Annotated in this window: 25 protein-coding genes and 1 tRNA gene; 13 read left to right on the forward strand and 13 right to left on the reverse strand. The window is 60.5% G+C overall.

What is annotated here, in order from left to right:
• Window positions 1–88: 88 nt before the first annotated feature.
• From ACFE72_RS03195 to ACFE72_RS03240, 10 genes are all read right to left on the reverse strand, one after another.
• On the reverse strand, window positions 89–685 hold the full coding sequence (locus ACFE72_RS03195; protein ID WP_375411599.1) for an NAD(P)/FAD-dependent oxidoreductase: 597 nt from the start codon (window positions 683–685) through the stop codon (window positions 89–91).
• Window positions 628–981, reverse strand: a complete 354-nt coding sequence (locus tag ACFE72_RS03200) for an FAD-dependent oxidoreductase (RefSeq protein ID WP_375411600.1) — start codon at window positions 979–981, stop codon at window positions 628–630. Before ACFE72_RS03200 ends, ACFE72_RS03195 begins: the two co-directional genes overlap by 58 nt.
• A gap of 64 nt (window positions 982–1,045) precedes the next feature.
• Window positions 1,046–1,783 carry a hypothetical protein gene (locus tag ACFE72_RS03205; protein ID WP_375411601.1) on the reverse strand — a complete coding sequence of 246 codons (738 nt, stop codon included), beginning with the start codon at window positions 1,781–1,783 and terminating at the stop codon, window positions 1,046–1,048.
• Entirely contained in the window at window positions 1,780–2,172 is a 393-nt protein-coding gene (locus ACFE72_RS03210) for a phage holin family protein (protein ID WP_375411679.1), read from the reverse strand. Before ACFE72_RS03210 ends, ACFE72_RS03205 begins: the two co-directional genes overlap by 4 nt.
• A complete protein-coding gene (locus ACFE72_RS03215) occupies window positions 2,156–2,911 on the reverse strand; it encodes a YtxH domain-containing protein (protein WP_375411602.1) in 756 nt (251 codons plus the stop codon). Before ACFE72_RS03215 ends, ACFE72_RS03210 begins: the two co-directional genes overlap by 17 nt.
• Entirely contained in the window at window positions 2,904–4,106 is a 1,203-nt protein-coding gene (locus ACFE72_RS03220) for a hypothetical protein (protein ID WP_375411603.1), read from the reverse strand. The genes ACFE72_RS03215 and ACFE72_RS03220 overlap by 8 nt, the downstream gene beginning before the upstream one ends.
• An 18-nt stretch (window positions 4,107–4,124) precedes the next feature.
• Window positions 4,125–5,966, reverse strand: a complete 1,842-nt coding sequence (locus ACFE72_RS03225) for an AI-2E family transporter (RefSeq protein ID WP_375411604.1) — start codon at window positions 5,964–5,966, stop codon at window positions 4,125–4,127.
• A gap of 175 nt (window positions 5,967–6,141) precedes the next feature.
• The gene (locus ACFE72_RS03230) at window positions 6,142–7,035 is read right to left on the reverse strand and encodes an NAD(P)H-hydrate dehydratase (RefSeq protein WP_375411605.1); all 894 of its coding nucleotides are present in this window, start codon (window positions 7,033–7,035) and stop codon (window positions 6,142–6,144) included.
• Complete coding sequence (locus ACFE72_RS03235) at window positions 7,032–7,796, reverse strand: histidine phosphatase family protein (protein WP_375411606.1); 765 nt, start codon at window positions 7,794–7,796, stop codon at window positions 7,032–7,034. The genes ACFE72_RS03230 and ACFE72_RS03235 overlap by 4 nt, the downstream gene beginning before the upstream one ends.
• A 13-nt stretch (window positions 7,797–7,809) precedes the next feature.
• Window positions 7,810–8,679: a YihY/virulence factor BrkB family protein gene (locus ACFE72_RS03240; RefSeq protein ID WP_375411607.1), complete on the reverse strand. Its 870-nt coding sequence runs from the start codon at window positions 8,677–8,679 to the stop codon at window positions 7,810–7,812.
• Between the two features lie 199 nt (window positions 8,680–8,878).
• Here ACFE72_RS03240 and ACFE72_RS03245 point away from each other — a divergent pair, with 199 nt between their 5' ends.
• The 3 genes from ACFE72_RS03245 to ACFE72_RS03255 all read left to right on the forward strand — a co-directional run bounded on the left by ACFE72_RS03245 (window position 8,879) and on the right by ACFE72_RS03255 (window position 11,344).
• Complete coding sequence (locus tag ACFE72_RS03245; RefSeq protein WP_375411608.1) at window positions 8,879–9,472, forward strand: alpha-ketoglutarate-dependent dioxygenase AlkB; 594 nt, start codon at window positions 8,879–8,881, stop codon at window positions 9,470–9,472.
• A gap of 49 nt (window positions 9,473–9,521) precedes the next feature.
• Window positions 9,522–10,763 (forward strand): DUF763 domain-containing protein, encoded by a 1,242-nt coding sequence (locus tag ACFE72_RS03250; RefSeq protein WP_375411609.1) that lies wholly within the window; start codon window positions 9,522–9,524, stop codon window positions 10,761–10,763.
• Between the two features lie 131 nt (window positions 10,764–10,894).
• Window positions 10,895–11,344, forward strand: coding sequence for a hypothetical protein (locus ACFE72_RS03255; protein ID WP_375411610.1), 450 nt, complete (start codon window positions 10,895–10,897; stop codon window positions 11,342–11,344).
• 46 nt (window positions 11,345–11,390) lie between these two features.
• On the opposite strand, the gene ACFE72_RS03260 is transcribed toward ACFE72_RS03255, so the two are convergent.
• Window positions 11,391–11,858 (reverse strand): SET domain-containing protein-lysine N-methyltransferase, encoded by a 468-nt coding sequence (locus tag ACFE72_RS03260; protein ID WP_375411611.1) that lies wholly within the window; start codon window positions 11,856–11,858, stop codon window positions 11,391–11,393.
• A 73-nt stretch (window positions 11,859–11,931) separates the two neighbouring features.
• Here ACFE72_RS03260 and ACFE72_RS03265 point away from each other — a divergent pair, with 73 nt between their 5' ends.
• The 9 genes from ACFE72_RS03265 (at window position 11,932) to ACFE72_RS03305 (ending at window position 21,181) form a co-directional block, all read left to right on the forward strand.
• Window positions 11,932–12,885, forward strand: a complete 954-nt coding sequence (locus ACFE72_RS03265; RefSeq protein ID WP_375411612.1) for a methyltransferase — start codon at window positions 11,932–11,934, stop codon at window positions 12,883–12,885.
• Window position 12,886: 1 nt separating this feature from the next.
• The gene (locus ACFE72_RS03270; RefSeq protein WP_375411613.1) at window positions 12,887–13,771 is read left to right on the forward strand and encodes an iron-containing redox enzyme family protein; all 885 of its coding nucleotides are present in this window, start codon (window positions 12,887–12,889) and stop codon (window positions 13,769–13,771) included.
• Window positions 13,772–13,825: 54 nt separating this feature from the next.
• Entirely contained in the window at window positions 13,826–15,094 is a 1,269-nt protein-coding gene (locus ACFE72_RS03275) for a hypothetical protein (protein ID WP_375411614.1), read from the forward strand.
• Between the two features lie 866 nt (window positions 15,095–15,960).
• A complete protein-coding gene (locus tag ACFE72_RS03280) occupies window positions 15,961–16,692 on the forward strand; it encodes a Crp/Fnr family transcriptional regulator (protein WP_375411615.1) in 732 nt (243 codons plus the stop codon).
• A 321-nt stretch (window positions 16,693–17,013) separates the two neighbouring features.
• Window positions 17,014–17,370 (forward strand): hypothetical protein, encoded by a 357-nt coding sequence (locus ACFE72_RS03285; RefSeq protein ID WP_375411616.1) that lies wholly within the window; start codon window positions 17,014–17,016, stop codon window positions 17,368–17,370.
• A gap of 123 nt (window positions 17,371–17,493) precedes the next feature.
• Window positions 17,494–18,222 (forward strand): DUF72 domain-containing protein, encoded by a 729-nt coding sequence (locus ACFE72_RS03290; RefSeq protein WP_375411617.1) that lies wholly within the window; start codon window positions 17,494–17,496, stop codon window positions 18,220–18,222.
• Window positions 18,223–18,421: 199 nt separating this feature from the next.
• Window positions 18,422–19,405, forward strand: coding sequence for an alpha/beta fold hydrolase (locus ACFE72_RS03295; RefSeq protein WP_375411618.1), 984 nt, complete (start codon window positions 18,422–18,424; stop codon window positions 19,403–19,405).
• A gap of 138 nt (window positions 19,406–19,543) precedes the next feature.
• Window positions 19,544–20,821, forward strand: coding sequence for a DUF892 family protein (locus tag ACFE72_RS03300; protein ID WP_375411619.1), 1,278 nt, complete (start codon window positions 19,544–19,546; stop codon window positions 20,819–20,821).
• A gap of 141 nt (window positions 20,822–20,962) precedes the next feature.
• On the forward strand, window positions 20,963–21,181 hold the full coding sequence (locus ACFE72_RS03305) for a DUF6894 family protein (RefSeq protein ID WP_375411620.1): 219 nt from the start codon (window positions 20,963–20,965) through the stop codon (window positions 21,179–21,181).
• Window positions 21,182–21,287: 106 nt separating this feature from the next.
• Here the strand turns inward: ACFE72_RS03305 and ACFE72_RS03310 are convergent, their stop codons facing one another.
• Window positions 21,288–22,295 (reverse strand): YihY/virulence factor BrkB family protein, encoded by a 1,008-nt coding sequence (locus ACFE72_RS03310; protein WP_375411621.1) that lies wholly within the window; start codon window positions 22,293–22,295, stop codon window positions 21,288–21,290.
• Between the two features lie 423 nt (window positions 22,296–22,718).
• Between ACFE72_RS03310 and ACFE72_RS03315 the strand changes: the two genes are divergently transcribed.
• Entirely contained in the window at window positions 22,719–23,918 is a 1,200-nt protein-coding gene (locus tag ACFE72_RS03315; protein ID WP_375411622.1) for a sensor histidine kinase, read from the forward strand.
• Window positions 23,919–24,095: 177 nt separating this feature from the next.
• Here the strand turns inward: ACFE72_RS03315 and ACFE72_RS03320 are convergent.
• Window positions 24,096–24,171 (reverse strand) — tRNA-Ile (locus ACFE72_RS03320).
• Window positions 24,172–24,444 lie beyond the last annotated feature (273 nt).

A 24,444-nucleotide genomic window follows, 5' to 3' on the forward strand; every position in this document is an offset into this window, starting at 1 on the left:
TTCTCGGGGTGCCAGAACGTGCCGATATCAGATTGCTACGCGGCATTGCGAGCGAAGCAATGACGGTTCAACAAGACCGCATCGAGTGCTAGCGAAAATTGTCCGGAAGCAATTTGTGGATATGGGTGGCGGCGATCGCGGCGTGCCCCGTTGCAACGGCGATCTGGTGCAGGTCCGATACGACGTCGCCGGCGGCGTACAAGCCTTGAACCGTGGTTTGCTGATACTGATCGACCTTCAGGCAGCCCATTTCAGTCGTGGCGGCTCCCAAGGCGGAAGCGAGATCTGAACGCACCTCGCAGCCTAACGCCGGATAAACAATATCGAAATCCAGGTGACGCCCGCCAATATCCGCTCGAATCCGCTTATGATTTAACGTCAGTTCGTCAACGGGGCCTTCGATTTCGACGCCGGCGTTCAACGCTGACCGCGTCTGCGCGTTCGTGACGGGCTTGCCGGCCTGCCACAGCAACGTGACGTCTTTCGAATAGCTGCGCATGAATTTGGCCTTCTCAATCGCATCGTCGCTGCTGCCCAGCACGGCAATCTTTCGGTCGGTGGCCTCGTATCCGTCGCAGACGGGGCAATATCTCACCGACCCATTGGCGAGCGCTTCGCCAATTGCCGTCATACTGGGATGTACATCGACCAGGCCGGTGGCCAATAGAACGAACGGCGCGGACACCTGATTTCCGTCATATTTGCCCAGAATCCCTGCTTTTCCCGCTCCAGGGAAATTATTCGCCCCTTGCAATATCCCGCGCCATAGCCATCCGCTTGCTCTTTCAGCAAGGCAAGCAGCCGCCGGCCCGACACTCCGTGCGCGAACCCGGGATAGTTGTGGCTCTCGGGTATCAGCGCGGTGCGGCTCTCTGCGCAGTCGACGATCATCACCTTTCGATGATAACGCGCCAAGTATACCCCCGCGGCGAGGCCGGCCGGGCCACCGCCGATGATCAGACAATCGAACTTGGTTTGCATAGCTATGAACGCGGCTGATCAGGCGCCATTGACTTGGCGCCCGATCGGCCGCGATGTCCCGCGCCTAGGAGGCCGCGGGTTTTAATTTTTCCGACATGCCTTTTCCTGCGGCATCGACGACGCGGCTGACCTTTGCCGGAATGTCGGCGACGGCCGACTTCGCGGCGTCCATCGTGAGCCCCTGTTTCTGGGCTTCATTCGACACGGCCGTAATCACGTCATCCGCAATGGTCGCTGCTCGGTCAACCTGTTCGGAGGCGAAGTCACTGGCCTGACGTTTTAGATTATCGCTGACCTCGCCAAGATACTGGGCTTCGACCTCCGTTGCCGGAAGCGCCGCGGCAATGCCAGCTCCGATCGCAAGTCCGATCGCGCCCAGCGCCAACGGCTGCGCTTGGAACATTTCTGACAGATTCTCCCGTGCCGTGCCGAAAAAGGCGCCACCGGCGTCCGGCACGTTGCGCGCATAGCCATAAGCGGCATCGGCATATTCCGACCCCGCTTTGGCAACGCGGCCGAAGCCTGACGCGGCGCCATCGCGAAGCGTATCCGTGGCAGAGGAGACCCGGTCACCAATCGACTCGGCGCTCGAACGGGCCATATCCAAAGCCGCTCCCGCGGCGTCCGGAATTCGATCGAGACCCGCGCTGCGTGCCAAACCGCCTACCCTCTCAGCGGTCCGCCCTCCGGTCATGAGCCACAATATCCCCATGCCGATGAGTGCGGCAGATATAGGATTTCCGCGCGCCGCATCGCCTAGATCCTTGAGGAAGTCCGAACCCTTTTCCGAAATATCGCTCATCGCACCATCTCCTTGACCGCGACCTTATCCCGCTGCACCTGACCCAGGGTGACAGACGGCTTCAACGCATCGCCGGACAGGCGGTTAAGGCCTATTGCGACGAGGGCGCCCGAAACCACGGCTGCACCCACTCCGGTCAGCAGATAAGAGACAGGCTCTGATAATCCGGCACGTATCAGCGCCGCGGCGACTGCAAAAAGCAGCAGCACCAACGCCGGAATCAGGATGACGGCACCGGCGCCGATAAGCGCGGCGGCCCGGCCGGCTTGGCTTGCCTTGTCTGCAAGCTCGGCCCGCGCCAGGTCGAACTCATTGCCGACCAGCTTGGCAAGTTGTCCAAAGGCGTCACTAATGAGATCCGGTATCGAACGATTACTTGGTGAACTCATCACGATACCTCGTGTTCTCGGTAAAGGATCGTCCAGCACCCGAAGAGGCGCCACTGCCCGAACCCGTATATGCGCCGCCCGCACCTGTATAGGCGCCGCCACTGGTACGAGACCCGCCGCCTCCCGTACGGGCACCGCCGAACGAGGCTCCGCCGGCACGGCTTGCGCTTTGAGAACTATCGGCCGAGCTCTTCAGAAAGCGCACCACACCAAAACCGGCTAGTACTGCCATTCCAAGGAATGCGGTTGGCTGGCGGCGGGCAAACGACTGTGCGCTTCGGATTAGATCATTGACGTCTCCGTTTTTGATTGTTTCGGACATGTCTTCGACCTGCGACGCGGCCTTGCGGATGTAAGTCCCTGCTAAAGGAAGATCGGCATCGAACTCACGTGCAGCGCGGCGCAGGGTGTCGGCAAGGTTTCCAACATATTCGGCACCGGCGTTCTTCTGCCCATCGACGGTCTGTTTCAGCTTGTCGGTGGTTTGCGACGCCACCTCCTTGGCCGAATCCATCAAATCCGAGGCACGACCCTTGAGCGTTTCCGCTGAAGACCCCGCGACGTCGATCGCCTTTTCCTTCAAATCACGACCGGCCGATAGCGCCTGATCGGCCACGCTTGCGGCCTGGTCGCTGGCGCCCTTGGCAGTGCTCGCCGCTTTTTCAAAGCCATGGGAAGCCGCACCAATACCGGTCGGCGTTCCGATTTTATTGGTGCTTTTTATGGTCTGGTCAGCCATGATCGCGTACTCCGTTGGTATTCTGTTGAGGTTGATTTTGCGGGTCAAACGCGGTGGCGACGGCGCTTTCCGCCACGCGCCGTATGCGCTGTCCGATTTCCTGCGCGGTTTCGCTTAACGCATTCGGCGTCAGCCCTTCCGCTTCAGCCTGCTGTGACGCTTTGTCATAGACATCGCCGGCGGCGTCTTTGGCGGCGTCGATACCCTGCGCTGCGGCGGCCTGAGCGCGCATTTTCAGCGAATTGCTGGTTTCTCCGATCAAGCCGTCCTCGAAGTCCGACCGCGGCAGCGCGCTGGCAATCAAACCGCCGAGGACAAGCCCCACCCCTGCCACCACCAAAGGATTTTTTTCAATGGTTTCAAGGAAGGTTTTGCCGGCGCGCCCGGTAAGATCGGACGCTGTCTCGCGGGCGGTCTTGGCGGCATTGAGCCCTGCGTCGACCGTGCTACCTGCCGCTCGCATGGCCGCGGCAGCGGCGTCGGAAGCCAGGTCCTGCACGCCGGCGGCTGCCGAGCCGACGGCCCGGAGGCTCCTGTCCTTGACATCGTTCGCCTGATCGGCAGCCGAAGCGCCCATCGACGCGGCTTTATCCATCAAGCGGTCGGGGCCCGAGGCCAGCGTTGCGCCGACTCGACCGGCGGCTGCATTGACTTGATCTGCGGCCTGGCCAACCTGATCGGCTCCGCCGGAAACCGCATCGCGCAAACGATCAAGGTTATCCGACGCAAACGCTTTTGCCGCCGTTGCCGTTTCGCCCACTTGATCTCTGATATCATGGGCACGCCGGCGTACGTCGTCGGAAAGATCGGAAGCGGCATCAAGTGCTTTTTGTGATGCCGCCTGTCCTGTCTTGGACCCGGCAAAAAACAGCCCGGCACCCACCATCAACACCGGTAAGGGAATGGCGCGCGCCATTCGAAGCAGCGGATACGCAACACTCGCACCAATTGCTACGGCCTGCATGGGGTTGCGCCGCGCAGCGGTGGTAACATCGTCCATCAACTGTTCGCCGCGACTTTTGATATAGTTGGACACCTCTGCCTTGATGGCGTCGGGACGAAGCCGCTCGCGGATGTCGGTGGCCGTATCCGACACCGTGGCGCGAAGCTGCTCGACGGTGTCGGTCAAGTTGGCCCTCGTCAGCTCGGTTTCCCGTTTGATCTGCTGCAGTGAACGGGTGTCGGCTTGTGCCATGGTTTGGTCCTCTCCAGATTACTCCAAAGCTGAACCTGCAATGCTGCCATTAGTTCCCGACACTCTCTGCTGGCTCTCCGAATCAACGAAAGCGGCGACGACCGCGCTAATCGAACGCGGCGTCATATCCTGCTGCGCCGCCATAACTTCGGTCGGCTCGCCGAGCAGGCAGATCACGATGCGGGCGGACGAGGCCTTTCGCGACAGTTTTCTAACGGTATAGTCGGTCCTGGCCTTCGGAACATTTTCCAGGTAGCAGACGCAGATCAATGCGGCCTCGCCGTCCTCGATCGCCGTCGTCGCGCCCGAGATGCGAGCATCGATACCGGCGCGCTTGAGCGCGTCCGCGACCACCAGGACTGCGCAATCGTCCAGCCGGCCCAGCCCGGGAATGCAGAACACCGGCTTTGCGAAATCGCCGCCGGTGAAAGTTACGACCTTGCCGCCGGTCCAGCTCCGCCCCCTCGGCTTTTCTTCCGATGACGCCTTGCCGCCGCCGTGTTCGGCCAAGTCGTCTACGACTTCCGATACGGTCTGGAAAATGTTTTCGAGCCGGACATCGTCGAGCCGGCCCAATTCGGCATCGGCTTGCGCCAGCCGCAGCGCTCCCAGCAGGATCTCGTCGTAATACGCGGCAAGGGTGCCGTCCTTGAGGAAAGCCCGGGCCTGCTCGATCGCCTCCAACGGATCGCCGGTCAGCATTCGCTGGTAGGCGGCCTGCTTCGGCGTCAGCGCCGGCTGATCCCCAAGCATCACGTCGATGAACTGCAGTCTCTCAACGTGGCGCGCGAGCACCACGAGGCATAAGGTAAGCGGCGTGGACAGCAACAGACCCAAGGGCCCCCACAGCCATGTCCAGAACGAAGCGGCCACGACGATGGCGACGGGAGAGAGTCCCGCGGTCCGGCCGCAGACGAGGGGCTCGATGACCTGACCCATCAACGGCTCCGCAACCGCGAACAGGACGACGGTCCAGACCGTCATGGTCCAGTCGCTTCCGACCGCTGCCGCGAGCGAAATCGGAAGTGCAGCCGCCAGGACGGCGCCGATATACGGCACGAACCGCAGGATCATTGCCAAAAGACCCCAGAGCGGCGCACTGGGTACTCCGATCAGGGCTACCCCAAACCCGATGACAACGCCAAAAATTGCATTAAGGACGAGTTGGGTCGCGAACAAACGCCCGAGCCTGCGGCCTGCGTCATCCAACGCCGCCGTCGTGCGTTCAAGGTCGCCGCTACCTGCCAAGCGGATGAAACGATTGCGGAGGTCTTCGCGCTGGAAAAGAAAGAAGGCGAGAAAGATCACGACGATTCCTATCGTCGTGAATGGCGCTGCAAGCGGTTTCAGCAGGGCTATCAGCGCCGCCGACGCTCCCGGATCGGGCTGATGGACCTCGACCGGGATCGGGGAGTTCCTCAGCGGTTCTTGCGGAAAGGCCTGCTTCGGCCCATCGACCGCGTTGTCGTCTTTCTTACTCAGTTCCTTGTCGAGGCTCTGCAGAATACTCGACGCGTTCTTCAGCAGGCCTGCGCTTCCCACCGTTTCCCGCAAATTTTGGACCTTGCGCCCTAACGTCGCCTGATAGCGCGGCAGGTCGTTGACCAACTGATTGACTTCGATCATCACCATGGTCGCAAGGCTGAGCGTGATGGCCAGGGCGCCGAGGACCGTGCACGTGACGGCGAGCGAGCGCGGCAGCCGCCAGCGCTGCAGCAGCCGCACCAGCGGCGCCAGCAGGAAACTGAGCAGGACGGCAAGGGCTATCGGGACAAGTATGTCGCGGGTGAAATAAAGGGCGGCAACGACGAGCGCCAGGACGACGAAGTTTGTGAAGGCGAGACCTGCCGGAACGACCAAGTTCGATGACCTCCAATGCGGCCGACTCGGACCAATCCGGCTGCCACCTTTTTAATCGGCGGTAGCGGCGAATGTTCCAGCGCCCGGAACGATCGGGGACACCGCATCCTTGGAAACGCCGGCGTTCCAGCCGGGAGCAAGCGGCGACCAGCCTCGGCTCCGCCGCCCGAGCCTGTCAGGCGATCGTGACGCCGCTCAATTCCTGCATAATAATAGGGATTTCGTCCGGAATCTCCCGCGCCAGCAGGCCGTACGTTCCGTTCTTCTTGGCCAGTCGTCGTCCCGCCTCCCCATGAAGGTAGACGGCCCAGATGGTCGCCAAGGCCGGATCGGTGCCCCGCGCAAGAAGTCCGGCGAGAATGCCGGCCAAGGTATCTCCGGAGCCGGAGGTCGCAAGCGCGATTGAACCATTCTCGCAGAGCCACGCTTCGCGGTCCGGGGAAACGACATACGTACTCGCCCCTTTCATCGCGACGACGGCCCGCAGGGTCTCGGCGGCCTGGCGGGCGGCGCTCAGCGGATCGCCATCGACCTCCTTGCGCGCGACATCGAGAAACGTCGCCATCTCACCCGAATGCGGCGTTACGACAATCCTGCCGTCGCGCCCGGCAGTCATTCCGTCCATCTTGAGCGTTGCGAACGCGGAAGCGTCGAGGACGACAACGGGTCTTTCGAGCTGCTTCAACAGCTCCAGCGTCAGTTCGGCGACGGCCGCTTCGTCGACCATGCCCGGGCCGATCAGGACGGCGTCGCAATCCGATCCAAGCCTGGCCAATCGCTGCAAACTGGCGGGATCGATGCCTCCTGCAAGCGTTTCCGCACATCCGACCACCATCGCCTCCGGCATCGCCATCGCGAGATGATGCGCGGCCGAACGGCACGTTGCGATTTGAAGGATACCGGCCCCCGCCCGCAGCACTCCGAGCCCGGCCAGAAGAGCCGCGCCGGGGACTTCGACGCTTCCTGCGATCACCAGCGCGCGCCCTCGCGCTTGCTTGTCGCTGTTCTCCTCGTGCCGGGGCAGCGGATGCGCCTTGAGGAACGGTCGTGTAACGCGGACCGCGTTCATCGGGCGGCTACATTGGCGTCGGGAGCCGAGGTTACCGGCGTTCCTTCCCGCTCCATCGGCGCCACGAAATTGTACTTTGTCAGCACGAGAGCCTCTTCGCCGCATGTCGTCCGCTCATAGGAATATTCGGTGACGGCGCAGTTCGCCACGTCGCCCTCGGCGTCTATCGCGAGGATGGTTTCCTCGTCCATGTTCTCGAGAAGATAGCGCATGCACAACACCACGACCTGATGGCCGACGATGAGGACGCGCTTGCCGCGGTAGTGAAGACTGATGGTGTCCAGCACGCTGCGAAGCCGCAGGATCACGTCGCACCAGCTTTCGCCGGCAGGTGGCCGGAAATAGAACTTGCCGAGCAGCCGGCGGGCTTCGGCATGCTCGGGATGACGCTGCTCTATGCCGAGACGCGTCAGGCGGTCCAATATCCCGAATTCCTTTTCGCGCAGCCGCTCGTCGATCACCAGCCCGGTGAAATCGGTCGCGAAACCCGACGACCCGTGTATCGCCGTAGCGGTGCTGCGCGCCCGAAGATAGGGGGAGCTCAGCACGACCTCGGGCCTCGCTTCTGGCGCCATCGATGCGAACCATCTCCCCAGCGCCGCCGATTGCTGCTCACCGAGCGGACTGAGGGGAACATCGACGTCGCGGGAGTCGATTGCGATGTCGGCAAGGCCTGCCGCATGCGCGGCGTCGCGCGCGACATTCCCGGCACTTTCGCCGTGCCGCACGATCCAGAGTTTTGACGGCCAACGCTGACCCAAGGCTTATCTCTTCCTATTGTTCCGCCTGGCGGTTGTCGTTCGGCCCGGGCTGTTTTCCGGCGCGGAGATCTGAATAAGCTTTCGTGAATTCTGCGCCGAGCAGGAAAATCTGCGCCGAATAATATACCCAGAGCAGGATCACGATGAGCGCGCCGGCAGCGCCATAGGTGGACGCCACTGCGCTGCTGCCGATGTACCAGCCAATCAGCGACTTTCCCCCTGCGAATAACAGCGCGGTCACGGCAGAACCGACGATGACATCTCGCCACTGAATGGGCCGGTCCGGGAGTACCTTGTAGATTGCCGCGAACAGCACGGAAATCAGCAAAAAAGACACGATGGCGTTGATGACCGTCAGCAGAATCTTTCCGAACGGCAAAACGGCGTTCAGATATTCGCCCAGCGCCGTCAAGGCTGCGCTGATAATAAGCGAAACCAGCATCAGGAATCCCAGCGAAACGACAAGGCCCAGGCTCGCGGCCCGAGCCCGTATGATCCTGGAGATTGGTGCGTCGCTGGATTTGATCTTCCAGATCGCGTTCAGCGCGGATTGCATTTCACCGAACACCCCCGACGCCGTTGCGAGGATCGTCACCACCCCTACCAGCGCCGCCAACGTTCCGGAGGATTTGTCCTGTGCGCCGGCGATCGCCGACTGAAGAAGCTGGGCGCTTTCCTTTCCCATCAGTCCGGTAAGTTGCCCGACGATGCCGTTCTGCGCGGCTTCGCGGCCGAAAGCCAGGCCGGCAATGGCCACCACGATCAGCAGGATCGGAGCGATCGACGTTACCGTGTAAAAGGCGATCGCCGCCCCCTTGCTGAGAGCGTCGTCCTCGATAAACGCGAGCACGGTAGACCGGCAAAGAATCCAGGCTTTTTTCACGTCATGCCCCGGCTTGAATTAGCGGCGCTTCGATTGTCCACAAAATCTGCTCGAAATTCTGGTGAACAATCTGCCGGGGAACAAAGAGTTCCACTGCTGCACACGCTCGCAGTGCGGCGTGGGCTGCAGCGGTCCCGCCGTGCGACGGCGGCCTTTGCATCGGCACGCCGCGATCCCATATGGGAGCCATTCCACCACCATGAAGAAAGGCGCCGGTTTGTCCGAGCAACTTGCTTTGATGCCAAACCTGTCCGGCCAACCCCCGGGGTTACAATACGCTCCGGAATTTATCTCCCCCGCCACCGAGCAGGAACTGGTCCGCCGTGTTGCGGCGTTGCCATTACAGCCATTTCAGTTCGGCCAGTATGAGGGCAAGCGGCGGGTGGCGTGGTTCGGGTTCCAGTACGACTACACGCTGCGGCGGCTGCAGGACGCTGATCCTATTCCGGAATGGCTGAGCCCGATCATCGGCCAAGTCGAGGCATTCGGCGGCCCCGACATCCGGATCGGCCAGGTCCTTTGCACCGAATACGAGGAAGGAGTCGGCATCGGTTGGCACCGCGACAAGCCGCACTTCGACAAAGTGTTCGGCCTGTCCCTCGGATCCGCATGCAAGTTCAGGTTTCGCAGGGCCGCCGGCGTAAAATGGCAGCGCTTCACGCTCGACGCGCAGCCACGGTCGCTCTACATGATGACGGATGCCTCCCGGCAGGTTTGGGAGCACAGCATCCCCGCCGTCGCCGCGCTGCGCTATTCGATCACATTTCGAACCATGGTCGGGCGGAGGTCGTGACCCCGGAACGGGCCATCTGATAGGCTCGGCCGGCAGGATCAGGAATCGAATGGCGAGACGCACCGGCAGTGCCGATCTTCCCCTCCACGGCGGGCGCGTGCCGCCATGGCTGGCGACGCGCATGTCGTCGCTTGGCGCCATTATCACGCAGGCGATCGTCCATCATTACGGCCGCGACGAATTCTTGCGGCGGCTGTCGCATCCTTTCTGGTTTCAGTCGTTCGGCGCAGTGATGGGAATGGATTGGCATTCCTCCGGCATCACCACCAGCGTCATCGGCGCCCTCAAGCGCGGCCTCAGGCCGCTCGACAGCGAACTCGGGATCCATGTCTGCGGCGGACGCGGCCAGCACGCGCGCAAGACCCCGGATGAATTGCGGCTGCTCGGCGAGCGCATCGGTTTTGACGGTGCCGGACTGACGCGCGCCAGCCGCCTTGTCGCCAAGGTCGATAGCGCCGCGGTGCAGGACGGTTTCGATCTCTATCTGCACGGCTTCTTTGTCACCGACGACGGCAAATGGACCGTCGTGCAGCAGGGCATGAACGGCGGCAAGAAACAGGCGCGGCGCTACCATTGGCATTCGGAGAATCTGACGAGCTTCGTCGACGAACCGCACCGAGCGATCGACGGACCGCCGCAGGGCGAGATCGTCAATCTCACGGACAAGCGGGCCGAGCCATCGCGCGCCGCGCAGTTGGAACTGTTGACCGAGTTTGGGCCTGATCGCATCATCTCCGAGCTTGGCGCCTTGACCGGTGAAGCGCCGGCGCAAGGTCTGCTGCCGCATCTGATCATGCCGGCGCATCACGACGTGCGGCCAAGCGATGTGTTTTCGAGGCGGCTCCATGGCACGCTCGCCGCAGCAGCCGACCGCGGGCCGGTCGACTTTCCGGAGTTGCTGTTGACCCCGGGCGTCGGCGCGCGCACCGTTCGCTCGCTTGCGATGGTCGCCGAGGTGGTCCACGGCGCACCGTATCGCTTTCGCGATCCGGCGCGGTTCTCACTGGCGCATGGCGGCAAGGACCGGCATCCCTATCCGGTTCCGATCAAGGTCTACGATGAAACCATCCGGGTCCTGAAATCTGCCGTTCAGAACGAGAAACTTGGACGCGAGGAGGAGATGCAGGCATTGAAGCGTCTGGACGATCAGGCCCGCCGACTGGAGCGAACCACCCAGGGTCCATCCCTGGAATCCTTTATCGCCGCCGAACGCGCAGCATCGCCGGCACTGGACGGCCGTTCCGTCTTTGGATGGGAGCGCGACCTGAGCAAGCCCGGAGCCGGCGGTTGAGCCGCTTCCCTGACCTGTGGCCGGCAGGACACACAGAAGAAATAGCTCCAAACGACGGCTGGACGGCGAGCGGATGAAGTTGTTTTCTGCACCTAGCGAGTCAGAAGTGCATGTTCGTCGCGGGGCGTCGTGTGAGTTTTCAGATTACAGTCTTGAAGGTTTTGGCCGGACATCCGGAAGGACGCGCCTGTATTGCCGAACTGACCCGCTCTGTCAGTATTTTGATGTCAAGTGGATCGGATTGGGCCAACCGCACGAAAAGCCTGGCTGCTCGCGCTCCACAGCTCGACATTTTCGGAAGTGCATTTGTATTGCGGGACGATTGCGGCTGGCGGATCACCGATATCGGCCGGCAGTTTCTGGATGCGCTGGAAGCGTCACCGCCGATCGCGTGTCAGCAGCGACAGCCAGAAAAAGAGGCTGCGGCGGCGCCGACCACAGTGTTGAACCCAGTGCATCCGGTGTTGCGGCTGGTCGTTGACAATACGCAGATATCCAAGGCCGATCGCGGGTCCGAACCGCGGACCGCTGCATACGGCGAAATGCTGAAACCGGCCAGTGGAGACGCATTCCGCCCTTAGGACCTGTCGGTTCCGTATCGCGTTGCGAGGCTCGGATCCGCATTGCTTACGACCGGATGCTGACGGGATCGAACCACAGCGTCATCTGGTAGTCTATTGTCAATTCCTCGCCGGCATTGATGGGACGCTTGGCAAACACATCGATCAGCAGTTCGTCAATATGACGGACGAAAATACAGTTCGGTTCGTAAGAGTGGCTCAGCAGACTGGTATAACCCAGTGCGATTGCGGAGCGACCTTGGTGCTTGTACAGGTCCTCCTCCACCGTCTGATGCTCCCACATGAACACGTACGTAAAAATGACGGTGTTATCGACCGCAGGGCGTTCCTCTGAGGGAATGATCAGAACCGGGGATCGTTCAACAAGGCGTCCGGCTTCAATATCTTCCAAAGCTACGATGCCCCGGCCGCGATCGCCGAAATCGCATACCGCCAACTGAGCACGAATAGGAGCCGAAGGGGTCAAGGCCGGGCGAATTGCCGCGGGTTCAATATCTGTAACGCGCCTACTCATAATTTCCTGAACCTTTCAGCGAAAGGTTTGTTCCAAAGACGGAACGCCAATGACTTGAGCGGGTTGATCGGTCATGCAGCACGAACGCAATCTGAAGTCCGATATCGGCCTGTCCGCGCTTATTTCGTTCCTGAAGGAGCAGCGCTACGGCTTCGTCACGCCCACTCCCGCTACTCATTTCCGTAACAATCGGCGGGCTGGGAACGAGCGGTCGCGAACGTTAACGGATGCGTTTGGCTGGAGCCGGCCCTTCCCGCCGTCGCTGCTTCCGGGTTCGCTGTTTGATCTGCTGCGAGATTGCGCCGTCATTATCGAATGCGAGGCCGGCTGGAGGAGTTCGGTGCGAGCCTCGACGTTGGATGGGGAACTCTTTCTGCATTCGGCGTTTCCGACCGTCTCAGCCGATGCGGTGTTTTTTGGGCCCGACACCTATCGGTTTGCCGGGGCAATCAAACACAATCTTTGCTCCGAGCCGCGCCGTCTGCAGCGTGCATTGGACCTGGGATGCGGATCGGGAGCCGGCGGGGTCATCCTTGCGAAGAACGCGCCATGCCGCGAACTGGTTTTGACAGACATCAACGACACCGCGTTGCAAATGGCTCGTCTGAATGCCGATGCAGCCGGCCTGCCCCACGTCGAAACCGTGCGCAGCGACCTGTTTGCAGACGTGGAAGGTTGTTTCGACATGATCGTTGCCAATCCGCCGTATCTCAACGATTCTCTGCAGCGGGCCTATCGGCACGGCGGCGGCGAACTCGGAAGCGCCCTTTCCTTGTCGATCGCGCGGTCGGCGAAAGACAGGCTCTCACGGGGTGGAACGCTGTTGCTGTACACGGGTTCACCAATCGTCGGTGGGGTCGATCGGCTGCTGCAGGCCGTCAAGCAGGATTTTGCTGGTTGCGACTTGGCATGGCGCTACGAGGAAATGGACCCCGACGTATTTGGAGAAGAGTTGGAAACTCCCGCCTACAGCACCGTCGACCGAATAGCCGCGGTGGTACTCACCGCGCGAAAATCAGGAGTTTAGCGTGTTAGACATTGTTCGTTCACCCAAGGTGGACTACGAGCGGGACCTGCAGTTTCGGCTTAATCGCCTCAATAATCTGCGCTTCAATCCATCGCTTCCATCGCCGCACTGGAAAGAACAGCTCTCCGAAGTGGCGAAGCTTAGCCTCCTGGAGGGAAAATTCCTCGAGAGCAGCCGGCAGGCGGTTGCGGCCCGAGCCGCCGACGCTCCGACGGACGCAGATCATTTCATCGCATGGTTCGAGCGGCTTAAAGAAGACGGCCCGGGCCAGAACGACCCCCTGTTCCGCTGGCTGGCCGAAGAATGCTCCATGGATCAGATGAAATGGTTCCTGACGCAGGAAGTGGCCGGAGAAGCCGGATTCGAAGACCTGACGGCACTGACGCAATTGAAGCTTCCGACCCGGCCGAAGCTGGAACTGGCTCGCAATTACTGGGACGAGATGGGACGCGGGAATCCGAAAGCGATGCATGGCCCCCTTCTGGCCGCCTTGGCAGACCATCTCGAACTCAGCCCTTTGCCCGAGACCACGGTCACCGAGGCTTTGGCTCTGGCCAATACGATGGCCGGGCTCGCAGCAAATCGCCGCTACGCCTATCATTCGGTCGGCGCGCTCGGCGTCATCGAAATGACCGCGCCCGGCCGTTCGGCCGCAACCGCCGCGGGGCTGAAACGGCTCGGCGTCAAAGCCGGCAACCGGCACTATTTTGCGCTGCATGCTATCCTTGATATCAAACACTCGATGGCTTGGAACAGCGAAGCCATCGAGCCGCTCGTAACCGAAAATCCCGCTGTAGCGGTGGCGATCGCCGAAGGAGCGTTGATGCGACTGGAATGTGGGGCGCGCTGTTTCAACCGGTATCGCAGCGAATTAGGACTTCAATAACCTGCCATGCGCTTTCTCGGGATAGGCGATACCTGCGATCTCGGCGCTTTGTACATGAGGCTTCTGGCGGACGGCCATGAGGTGAAGGTGTTCGTCGCGGACCCTCTGGCGCAGGGCACGATGGCCGGTCTGGTCGAACATACATCAAATTGGGAGAATGAACTCGATTGGGTCAAGGCTGCCGGAGAGGACGGCGTCATCCTGTTCGAGAATGTCGCGCAGGCTCGCGGCGAGTTGCAGGACACGCTGCGCAAGGATGGATTTCACGTCGTGGGCGGCAGCGCATATGGCGATCGCCTCGAAAACGACAGGGCCTTCGCCCAGCGGGTACTCGCCGACATCGGACTCCAGACTGCCGACGTTGCGGAATTCAACGACCTTGCCAGCGCAAGCAAGTTCATCGACGAACACCCCGCGCGATACGTCCTCAAATTCAACGGCCCGAAATTCAGTTCGTATGACAATTATGTCGGCCGGCTAGCGGACGGCGCCGATGTCCGCGCGCTTCTGCGCACCAAGTTTTTTTTCGAAGAGCAGTCGGAGGCGCTCAGTTTCGTCCTGATGGAGCACGTCGACGGCGTCGAAATGGGAGTCGGCGCTTATTTCAATGGCGAGAATTTCATAGGCGAAGCCTGCCTCGATTGGGAACACAAGCGGTTTTTTCCCGGAAACCTCGGCGAACTCACCGGCGAGATGGGCACCATCGCCACCTTCGACCGATCCAGAACATTTTTCGAACGGACGCTGAAACGCATGGCACCGATGTTGGCCGCCGGCGGCTACTGCGGATACATCAATTTGAATACGATCGTAAACCAGCGCGGCATCTGGCCGCTGGAATTCACCTGCCGTTTTGGTTATCCGGGTTTCGCCGTGCTGGGACCGCTTCAGCAAACCCGCTGGGGCGATCTGTTCCGGGCCATGATCGACCGCAAAGGCAATGCGACGATGCTGCCGGGGTTTTGCGCCGCCATCGTGCTGACCACGCCGCCGTTCCCCTACGACCGCGAGTCGGTCGAGGAAGCCACGGTCGGACTACCGGTGATGTTCGATGGCGGACTTGGCAAGCAGGACCAGGATCGGCTTTATTACGGGGAAGTCGGCATCGTAAACGGGCAACTCGTCACCTCCGGAATGTATGGATGGACCATGGTGGCGACGGCGGTAGCCGACGGCATCGACGAGGCGCGTCGCAAAGCCGGCGAACTTGCCGACAGAATTATTGTTCCAAACATGAGATATCGTCGCGATATCGGCGCAAAACTGGTTGACGGAGACTTTGCCTTCGTCGAGGCTCTCGGCCTGTTCGATCCGATTGCGTAGCAACTGGTCCGCCTCACGGCCGCGAACTGCGCCGCTACCGACGATCGAGTTGCACTTCGTACTCTCGACCCTTGCCGAATCCTCCATACACCGCCGGCGACTCCGATTGACGCGTGCTAGACGCGAGCGCGACGGCAGCGGGACTCGGGGTCGGCCGATTATCAGGCGATGCCCTACCCGCTTCGACGTTGTTTTTGCTTCGTCTCGCATTGAGCTCTTTGGCCGCAGCGATCGCGGACCGTGTCAGGCTATCGAGATCTCGGCTGCCGCCGGCCGCACATCCGACAATCCGTCTGGCGATATAACGGCGCGACCTGTGCTTCTGATTGCCGGTCACAACGAACCTGCATGCGCGCTCCAGGGCGATCTCCATTCTCGCCAGGGTTTGCCGATCAAAACTTTCTAAGATCATGGATGGCTCATTTGTCGCTTCAGGTTGATATCGAAAGCCACTGAACGGAAATTCTAGGCGTGGTCCGTTCGCCTGTCGTCGTTGGCCGCGTCATCGAGTTTGGCTGCCGGCCCGGGGCGCTGTTCCGGGAATCGGGGGCCGCCATTTATCAATGGAGATCGCTGAAATTGGCGGATGGCGACGGCCAGTTGCCGGTCCGACATCGGTTCGACATGGCGCTCATCGAGCGATGCTTTCGGTAAGCAATTGCTTGACCCCCGCCCTTTCGAGAACGGCATCGTCAGCAGCCGGGAAAAAAACATTGCGCCCCACATAGCCTGAGTCTCGAACGAGGGGTCGCACAACCTGCCGGCCATGCCGGGATTAGTACAACCCTGGACTTGAATAGTGGCGTCACCTTATACTGCGTAGCGGGCTGCGAAGTATCATTTGATAGGTCAAAGGCAGGTCTGTTTTGACGAACATCCCCCAAATCCTGATCCGCAAGCTCCAGGAGCATTCCCGCTTAAGCAGGGAGGATATCGGCGAAATAGGCTCATTGAGCTGTTCTACCAGGGAGCTCAAACCGAACGAGGACCTGATCCGGCAAGGCGACGATCCGAGCGTCTCTGTTCTGATACTGTCGGGCATGGTTGCGCGCTATCACTTGCTTCCGAACGGCGGTCGCCAGTATCTCTCGTTTCACATGACCGGGGATATGCCCGACTCGCAGGCGCTTTTTGTTGACCGGATGGATCACGCCGTCTGCGCAATCGGAGCGGCGCTGGTCGCAAGTCTGCCGCACAAGGAGCTGCTCGCGATATTCAATCGCCGACCATCGGTTGCATTTGCGATCTGGCGGGAAACCTTGATCGACGCCGCGATTTTCCGTGAAGCCATCACCAACAACAGCGCAAGATCTATGCCCGCCCGCATGGCCCACCTCTTCTGCGAGATATTTTATCGAGCCCGGGCCTCGGGGCTGGCCACCGGCTTCGCCTTTGCAGTGCCGGTCAGTCTCGTGCAATTGGGGGAGGCGCTCGGCATGTCCATCGCTACCGTCAACCGCACCTTGCACGAACTTCGCGTCTCGCGGGCGATGGATTTTCAGAACGGCGAACTCATTGTCAGGAATTGGCGGAAGTTGACAGAAATAGGCGAGTTCGATCCGCATTATCTGCATCTCAAAAAGCCGCCGCCGCTCTGACGGACGTTGGAGCAGGGCTAACCAAGCCGACCGTGGACGTGCGAGACCTGCGTCCTGCCGAGGCTCCGGGCTGTTTCTGCCTCGTCAGAGTGCACCGAGTTGTACATAGTGACTGGAAGCGAACGGCACGCCCTTATTGTCGGAAAACGGCAGGAATATCTCAATCAGATGCATTTTCAACAACCCAGCTGATGGCGCGCGATAACGCGGGAAAACGTGCGCCGCCGTTACGTTCCTAGCGGCTGGACTGACGGGGCTGGCGCGGAACCTTAACCCGAGCTCGGCGATATAAGCTCCATTGCTAGCAAATCGGAGACGACAATGAAGATTCTTCCCACCGCGGTGACGACCGCTCTCGCTGTTTCGGCAGCCCTCGCATACGCTCAAGCGTCCAATGGCACCGCAGGCGGCTTGTCCAAGCATCGCGAGATGGATTCCAGGCCCTCGGGGGCTTTGGTCGCGCAGGCTGGAGCGCCCAGCGGACGCGGGTCGACGACCGGAGATCCCGCGGCGAGTTCCGCCAACCCGGCGAGCGCACCGATAACGGGTACGTCGACAACGGCCAATCCAAGCGGCAGCGGCACCTCGACGTCCGGCGGTAAGGACGACAATGGCGACCAAGGCCGGGATAAGCTGCCGGAAGGCAGCCACGCCGCCAAGCCGCACAACAAGATGTAAACTCCGACATCAGCCTGCTGCATCCGAAGTGACCGTCCTTTCCGCTTGCAGCACAAAGACCAAGGAAAGCACTGGTACGGCAGGGCAAAGCCAGATCGGTCGTGACACCATGACGAGGACGCCGTGGCCCGGATTCTGATCGGCACCTCAGGATGGCACTACGATTCCTGGCGCGGACCCTTCTTCCCGAAGGGTCTGCCGATCAACAGCCAACTGCAATACTACGCCAGCCAGTTCATCACGGCCGAGCTTAACGGCGTATTCTATCGGACACCGACGCCCGAAGCCGTGAGAAGCTGGTGCGAGCAAACCGGCGATGACTTTATCTTTGCATGGAAGGCTTCGAAATTTATCACCCACTGGAAACGCTTATCGGAAAACTCTGTCAACAGCCTTGAATTGCTCGAAGCCCGCCTGTCGCTGCTGGGTGACAAAGCCGGCCCCATCCTGTTTCAACTGCCGCCGAATTTTCAAGCCAATGGCGAGCGGCTTGCTTCGTTCTTGAAACTGCTCTCGGAAAAGCGCCGCTACAGCTTCGAGTTCCGGCATCCGAGCTGGTACGCGCCGCAAATCCTGAAGCTGCTTTCCGGACGAAACATATCGCTCTGCCTGTCGGACCATCATGACGCACCTGCCCCCTGGAAGCGCACGGCGGATTTTGTCTACATCAGAGGACACGGTCCTGGCGGCCGTTATAAAGGTCATTACCGCGCCGACACGCTGGCGGACTGGGCCAAACGCATCAGGGGATGGAAGAAGCAAGGCTGCGACGTATTCGTGTATTTCGACAATGACCAGAAGAGCGCCGCACCTGCCGATGCGCTCAAGCTGCGTCAATTGTTAAGTAGCTGACCTCCGGCCGCGGCTGAAATCCGCGGCATCCGGAGCGTCGAATACATGCGGAAACGGGCTTCCAATCTGCGGTCGCCGTCGTGTGTGCGGCAGCTTTAAGCCTGCTTCCGGGAACGAATGGCGCGCTCGGCTGTTCGCCATCTGCTGCAACATTTCTTCGGATTTCCGGGTGATCGTGCATGCGCTTTCGGATCATGCCATGCCCGGTGCCGTCTCAGTACTTGATAAATCTCTATCAGCCATCAAAGCCCGGCCCTTCGTCGCCGCGGCAGGCTTGATAGCCGGCGCGCTTGCAGCGTCGGCCGTCGTAAACAGGCAGCTTGCCAAGAAGGCGCAGCGCGAAAACCCGCCGGCCGGGCGCTTCATGGAGGTCAACGGCGTCAGAATCCATTACGTGGAACGCGGCGCCGGCCGTCCTCTGGTTCTTTTCCACGGCAATGGCAGCATGATCCAGGATTTTCAATCGAGCGGCCTGATCGGACTCGCTGCTGAAAATTACCGTGTCATCGTGTTCGACCGTCCCGGCTATGGCCATAGCGAGCGCCCGCGCAACGTTATTTGGACGCCGGAAGCACAGGCCGACCTGTTTCATGAAGCATTGCAGCGACTTGGCGTCCGGCGCGCCGTTGTCCTCGGACATTCATGGGGCGCCTCGGTGGCCGTGTCGCTTGCCCTCAAGCATCCGGCGTTTGTTGAAGCCCTTGTGCTCGCCTCCGGCTATTACTTTCCGTCGGCCCGGGCCGATTTTGCGGCGATGTCAGCCCCGGCCATTCCGGGTGTCGGCGACGTATTGAGCCACACGGTGTCTCCGCTTGTCAGCAGGATGATCTGGCCGCTTCTGCTGAAAGTGATATTCGGACCCCGGTCGGTCCCAAGGAAATTCGACGGTTTCCCGAAAGCAATGGCGGTTCGGCCATCGCAAATCCGCGCCAGTGCGCAAGAGTCGGGCCTTATGATACCCAATGCAGTCGCCTCAAACCGCAAGTATGGAAATCTGAGAATGCCGGTGATCATTATTGCCGGCGCCGATGACCGGCTCATCGATACGGAACAGCAATCCGGTCGTCTTCATGGTGAAATTCGCCAAAGCAGGATGCACCGGGTGCCGGGCAGCGGCCATATGGTTCACCAGACCGCAACGTCGTCAGTAATGTCGGCGATCGATGAGGCAGCGGCGGCATAACCAACGGCGACGGACGCGTCCGGACTGACTGGCTTTTGACGAAGTCGATTGAGGCGAAGTTGTTCGGCTGAGGCAGGAACGACGTTGCCGATGCGAGGTTCTACCCACCCGTTCTCCCCCTTCACATATGAGGTCTTCATGTATCACCACGTAAAAAAGCTGATGTTCACCGTCCGCGTCGACGAGCCAAGCGTGCGGTTCGGCAACATGCTGCTTGAACAATTCGGCGGCGCCAATGGCGAACTGGCGGCTGCAATGCAATATTCGATTCAGGGCTTGAACTGCGAGGATCCCGAGCGCAAGGATCTGTTGATGGATATCGGAACCGAAGAGCTCAGCCATCTCGAAGTCGTCGGCTGTCTGGCGCGGATGCATCTGAAGCCTTCCAAGTTCGATCGCGAGGCCGCCGAGGTGGATCCTCTAATTGCCATTGCAGGCGGCGGTGGCGTCAACCTGTTCAATTCCCAAGGCAATCCCTGGACTGCGGATTATCTCAAGATCACCGGCGAGCTGGATGTCGATCTGCGCAGCAATATCGCGGCGGAAGCCCGGGCCAAAATCGTGTACGAGCGTCTTATCAACTTCTGCGACGATGCCGGCACCAAAGATGCGCTGCAATTCCTGATGACCCGCGAAATTACCCACATGAAGGCCTTCGCGGCGGCGCTTGAAAGCATGAAAAAGCCCGCCTTCTCGATTGGAAAAATCGCGCCGACGCCCGGACTGGTCGATCAGTTCTTCAACGACTCGACCGGCGCTGGAGATGAGGGCGAAATCGACACCAGAGGTCCGTGGAACGAGGGTGGCGATTGGGAATTCGTCGAGTCGCCGGCGATGCAGCAGGCCGGCGATGCATCTGCGCCCATCAAAACCGAAAGTTCGCCGCCTACCGCGCCGGACGGCATGGACGAATTGCTGATCGACGAGTTGCGCGACATCCTGCATGCCGAGAAGCAATTGACCAAGGCGCTGCCCAAGATGGCAAAGGCAGCCCGATTTGACCAGCTTCGTGAACTGTTCGAGCAGCACCTCGTCGAAACGGAGCAGCAGATCGAGCGCATCAACGAATGCTTTTCCCTGCTGGGCGCGAATGCGCGGGCCAAACCCTGCAAGGGCATGATGGGATTGGTGGAGGAAGGCCAGGAGGTGATGGAGAACGGTAAATCCAAGGAGGACGCCGCCGCAGATCTCGCGCTGATCGGGGCCGCCCAGCGGGTCGAACACTACGAGATGTCCGGATACACCACTGCGAGGAATCTTGCCCAGCAGCTCCGCCACAGCGCCGTCGTCGCCTTGCTGTCAAAATCGCTGGCCGAGGAGGAAAATGCCGACCAGTTGCTGAACAAGGTGGCTCGCACCCTGATGTCGGTCGCCAAAATGCCGGCAGCCATCGAGCAATCCGAACTGGAAGCCTGAGAAACCCGAGCCGGCGTGCTGCGCACGCCGGCTTTTCTGCTTTCTGGCGCGCCCGCAGAGCAACTGGACGGTCCCGACGTCGTGGACCAAGAGCCGCGCGCCGGCCGAGCACCTCCGTTCGCCAACTAGGTCAAGCAAAAGATGCCACGCTATCATTTCGATCTGGTGGATTCGCAGATCGTCGCCGACGAAGGCGGCGCGGAAATGCCCGATGAAGCCGCGGCAACGGTTGCAGCCGACCTGCTGGCGAAACGGCTCATCCAGGAACGGCCGGAACTAAGAAACCGGGGGTTTGCCATTCTGGTCACCGACGAAGACGGCGAGCAAGTTGGCCGGTTCCCGCTCGATGTCATTCATTGAGGCGGACAGCGCCGCACCGGGCTGCCGCATCACGAAACTGCTGCAGACAAACGCGCGATCACGGGTCACGCCGCTTACCAAACAAAAACTGCGGCGTTACCGCAGCTCAGGCCTTGGCTTCCCCGACGGTGTCCGCAACTTCGGCTCCGCGCATCCCCATGCTTTTCTCGCCGCCTTTGGTGGTGTCCGCAGTTGTCTGGTGCTCTATCTCCGAATTGAGTTCGGCGCCCATCAGCACCACGATGGTGGACATCCACATCCAGATCATCAAGCCGATAGCCGCGCCGAGTGATCCATAGGTCGCATCATAATTTGCGTAGTTGGCCAGATAGAATGACAGCAGCGCCGAGCCCGCGAGCCAGATCAAGGTTGCGAGCGTGCTGCCCACGCTGAGCCATTTCCATTGCGGCTCCCGGCGGCTCGGTCCATAGCGGTAAAGCACGGCAAGGCCCAGCAGCATCATGAGAATCAGGAGCGGCCATCGACCGATCCGCAGCAGGGTGTCGCTGACCGATCCAAGACCAATGGCATTCAGGACGATCGGCAGCGCGACCACACAGGCAATAGCAAGAAGAACAGCCAGCAGTCCGCCAAAGGTCAGGGCAAGCGAAAGTGCGTTCAGCTTGAAAAAACCGCGTTTTTCGTTTTCCTCGTAAACAACATTAAGGGCGTCTATGATGGCCTTCAAACCGCCATTGGCGCTCCAGACCGCCAGCGCGAAGCTGAAGGCGAATGCGAGTCCCAGCTTGACCTCGCCCTTGGCAAGCACCCGGTCCACCTGATCTTTTACAATGTCGAATGCGCCTTCCGGCAACACCCCGGCGAGCAGCGACAGATGCTTGCTGATGGTACTTCCGTCAGCAAACAACGCATAGCTCGACACCAGCGCCGTTATGGCAGGAAACAGCGCCAGCAGGCCGTAGAACACCACCCCGGCAGCCACCGCCAGAACCCGGTCGTTGTTGATCTGCTGATAGGTCCTGATCAGGATATCCTTCCAGCCCTTCCATGGTATTTGCCAAGGCGCAACCGCATGACGTCCGCGCCCGTCGTCTTCGCCGCCAGCGTGGACGTCATGGCTTCTGGTTTGATCTTGATCGACAACCTTGTGCATTGGATACGCCTGCTCCGAAAGAGCAGAGAACGACGTTCGGCTGCAAGCGTTCCATGCTCACAGCCGGCCCAGGCAGCATCTTTATGGCTGCAAGCAGATCTCCCTCGCACTCCAGTCGGCGTCTCAGCCACGACATGGTGACCTGACCGGCGCTCAGGACCTGGCTTCTGGTCCCTCGTCACGCGCTTGCAGATGAAAGATGCAAAAGAGGAACGAATTCTCGCACGGGTTGTTGTTGCGGCAGTCCCGGAGCTTGATCAAGTCGGCAACCGGCAGCAACAATTCTGTTGGCATGTTAAGACGGGCCGGCGCCAGCAGCGGTTATTTGCTATTGCCCGCAAGTCCTTTTCGACGATCCGGCACGGTCGCCCGTACAGAAACGCCGGATATGGGCCGTGAAACCTCCAACCTTCTAGGCACCTAATGAAATCTGATCAGCCTGCCACCGTTCTTGTCGTGGAAGATGAAATGGTGCTGCGAATGCAAGCCGTTGATCTCGTCGAGGATGCCGGTTTCAATGCCGTGGAAGCCGTCAATGCCGATGAAGCGCTTTCCCTTCTCGAATCCCGATCCGACATCTCTCTGTTGTTTTCTGATATTCAGATGCCAGGCACCATGGATGGATTAAAGCTGGCGCAGGCCGTGCGCCTTCGCTGGCCTTCGATCAAAATCATCCTTGTGTCCGGACAGGTCAAGCCAACCGAGGATGATAAGCCCGCAGACAGCCGCTTTTTCGAGAAACCCATCGACGTCAAGGGAATGATGTCCGAACTCCGGGATATGGTCGGCGCCGGCGCTTTGAAAGTCATCCCGGAGGCGGCTATACCGCTTGCGGTTGAAACGCTCGCTAAAACCGGGCCGGCAGTTCGCTTAACTGCGCACTCGCTGACGGTGGAAAATGACAGCCTTCGCCTTCTGCTGGAGCAGGCGAGCATCGATGCAAAGGCCCTGCTCGCGCAGGCCGGCATAGATGCAAAGGAGCGGCAGACGGCCGATAAGCTGCAAAGGCTCATGCTGGAAGAGCTGCATCATCGCATCAAGAATACATTGGCAACCGTAAGCGCGATAGCGTCCCAGAGTCTCCGGACAGCGCCAAGCATCGAGCACGGCCAGCAGGCCATCGCAGGCAGGCTGGTGGCGCTTGGACGGGCGCACGACCTCCTGATGCAGGCCCAGTGGGCCAACGCCAGTCTGGCGCAGACGGTGCGCAGCGCGACCGAGCCTTATGACAGCAAGGGCGCGGGGCGTTTTTCGATAGAAGGCCCCGATATCGGAATTAGCTCCGGGGCTGTAATCGCGCTGGCGATGACGTTCAACGAGCTGAGTACCAACACCACAAAATTCGGCGCGTTGTCGGTTCCGGACGGGCGCGTGGAGATCTTTTGGAAGGTCGATGATGCAGCCCAACGACTGCAAATGACGTGGTCGGAAAGCGGTGGTCCCGCAGTCGAGGAGCCTACCCGGCGAAGTTTTGGCACCCGCATGATGGGGTCGCTTGGGCAACAGTTGAACGGACAAGTGCAACTTACCTATAAGCCTGCTGGGTTTGTTTATATCTTGGACGTTCCACTGAGTTCGCTGACTGCGAAGGGCGCAGCCGAGAAAAAAAGCACCGTGCAATGATGACGGTAAGGATCATGTTCACGATCGCGCCGACAGGCGCTGTCGGTGTTTCTAACGAGGCTTGCTCCGAAAAGCCTGGCAGCACCGGTTTGCCGGGCAACCGGCTTCCAGTTGCTGCTCGCTGAAAGCGAGCTTCGAGCGGCGGTGCGCCAAGCGCGGCCGACAAGTCGCAAAGCGTGGTGGGCCTGCCTGGACTCGAACCAGGAACCAGACCGTTATGAGCGGCCGGCTCTAACCATTGAGCTACAGGCCCGACAAGCGTCGCGATGCGACACGCGACGGTGCCGATATCCCTTACAATGGCGGCTGGCGGTGGGCAATGCTCCGTTCCGCGCGCCTTACGGCCAGCGAGTGCGCTCCCCTTGGGATGCGGCGTTCCCGCTCCAAAATATGATGCGGAGGACACGTCGCTGCCGATCGAAACGGATTGAATCGGTAGACGAAGTGCCATCCCGGTCGGCCTTGCAGCATGGCCGCAAACCGCAAATACTCGACCCCGGCCGGGATCGCGAATCCCGGCGGGGAG

This window comes from uncultured Bradyrhizobium sp. (assembly GCF_964252615.1).
Lineage (GTDB): Bacteria > Pseudomonadota > Alphaproteobacteria > Rhizobiales > Xanthobacteraceae > Bradyrhizobium.

What these genes read in the sequence shown, in the direction of transcription:
- ACFE72_RS03230 (WP_375411605.1), bottom strand. Translation starts at nt 7,035, where the DNA reads ATGAACGCGGTCCGCGTTACACGACCGTTCCTCAAGGCGCATCCGCTG.
- ACFE72_RS03215 (WP_375411602.1), bottom strand. Translation starts at nt 2,911, where the DNA reads ATGGCTGACCAGACCATAAAAAGCACCAATAAAATCGGAACGCCGACC.
- ACFE72_RS03265 (WP_375411612.1), top strand. Translation starts at nt 11,932, where the DNA reads ATGCAGCACGAACGCAATCTGAAGTCCGATATCGGCCTGTCCGCGCTT.
- ACFE72_RS03300 (WP_375411619.1), top strand. Translation starts at nt 19,544, where the DNA reads ATGTATCACCACGTAAAAAAGCTGATGTTCACCGTCCGCGTCGACGAG.
- ACFE72_RS03285 (WP_375411616.1), top strand. Translation starts at nt 17,014, where the DNA reads ATGAAGATTCTTCCCACCGCGGTGACGACCGCTCTCGCTGTTTCGGCA.
- ACFE72_RS03305 (WP_375411620.1), top strand. Translation starts at nt 20,963, where the DNA reads ATGCCACGCTATCATTTCGATCTGGTGGATTCGCAGATCGTCGCCGAC.
- ACFE72_RS03315 (WP_375411622.1), top strand. Translation starts at nt 22,719, where the DNA reads ATGAAATCTGATCAGCCTGCCACCGTTCTTGTCGTGGAAGATGAAATG.
- ACFE72_RS03275 (WP_375411614.1), top strand. Translation starts at nt 13,826, where the DNA reads ATGAGGCTTCTGGCGGACGGCCATGAGGTGAAGGTGTTCGTCGCGGAC.
- ACFE72_RS03245 (WP_375411608.1), top strand. Translation starts at nt 8,879, where the DNA reads ATGAAGAAAGGCGCCGGTTTGTCCGAGCAACTTGCTTTGATGCCAAAC.
- ACFE72_RS03310 (WP_375411621.1), bottom strand. Translation starts at nt 22,295, where the DNA reads ATGCACAAGGTTGTCGATCAAGATCAAACCAGAAGCCATGACGTCCAC.
- ACFE72_RS03250 (WP_375411609.1), top strand. Translation starts at nt 9,522, where the DNA reads ATGGCGAGACGCACCGGCAGTGCCGATCTTCCCCTCCACGGCGGGCGC.
- ACFE72_RS03210 (WP_375411679.1), bottom strand. Translation starts at nt 2,172, where the DNA reads ATGAGTTCACCAAGTAATCGTTCGATACCGGATCTCATTAGTGACGCC.
- ACFE72_RS03200 (WP_375411600.1), bottom strand. Translation starts at nt 981, where the DNA reads ATGCAAACCAAGTTCGATTGTCTGATCATCGGCGGTGGCCCGGCCGGC.
- ACFE72_RS03260 (WP_375411611.1), bottom strand. Translation starts at nt 11,858, where the DNA reads ATGAGTAGGCGCGTTACAGATATTGAACCCGCGGCAATTCGCCCGGCC.
- ACFE72_RS03205 (WP_375411601.1), bottom strand. Translation starts at nt 1,783, where the DNA reads ATGAGCGATATTTCGGAAAAGGGTTCGGACTTCCTCAAGGATCTAGGC.
- ACFE72_RS03295 (WP_375411618.1), top strand. Translation starts at nt 18,422, where the DNA reads ATGCCCGGTGCCGTCTCAGTACTTGATAAATCTCTATCAGCCATCAAA.
- ACFE72_RS03220 (WP_375411603.1), bottom strand. Translation starts at nt 4,106, where the DNA reads ATGGCACAAGCCGACACCCGTTCACTGCAGCAGATCAAACGGGAAACC.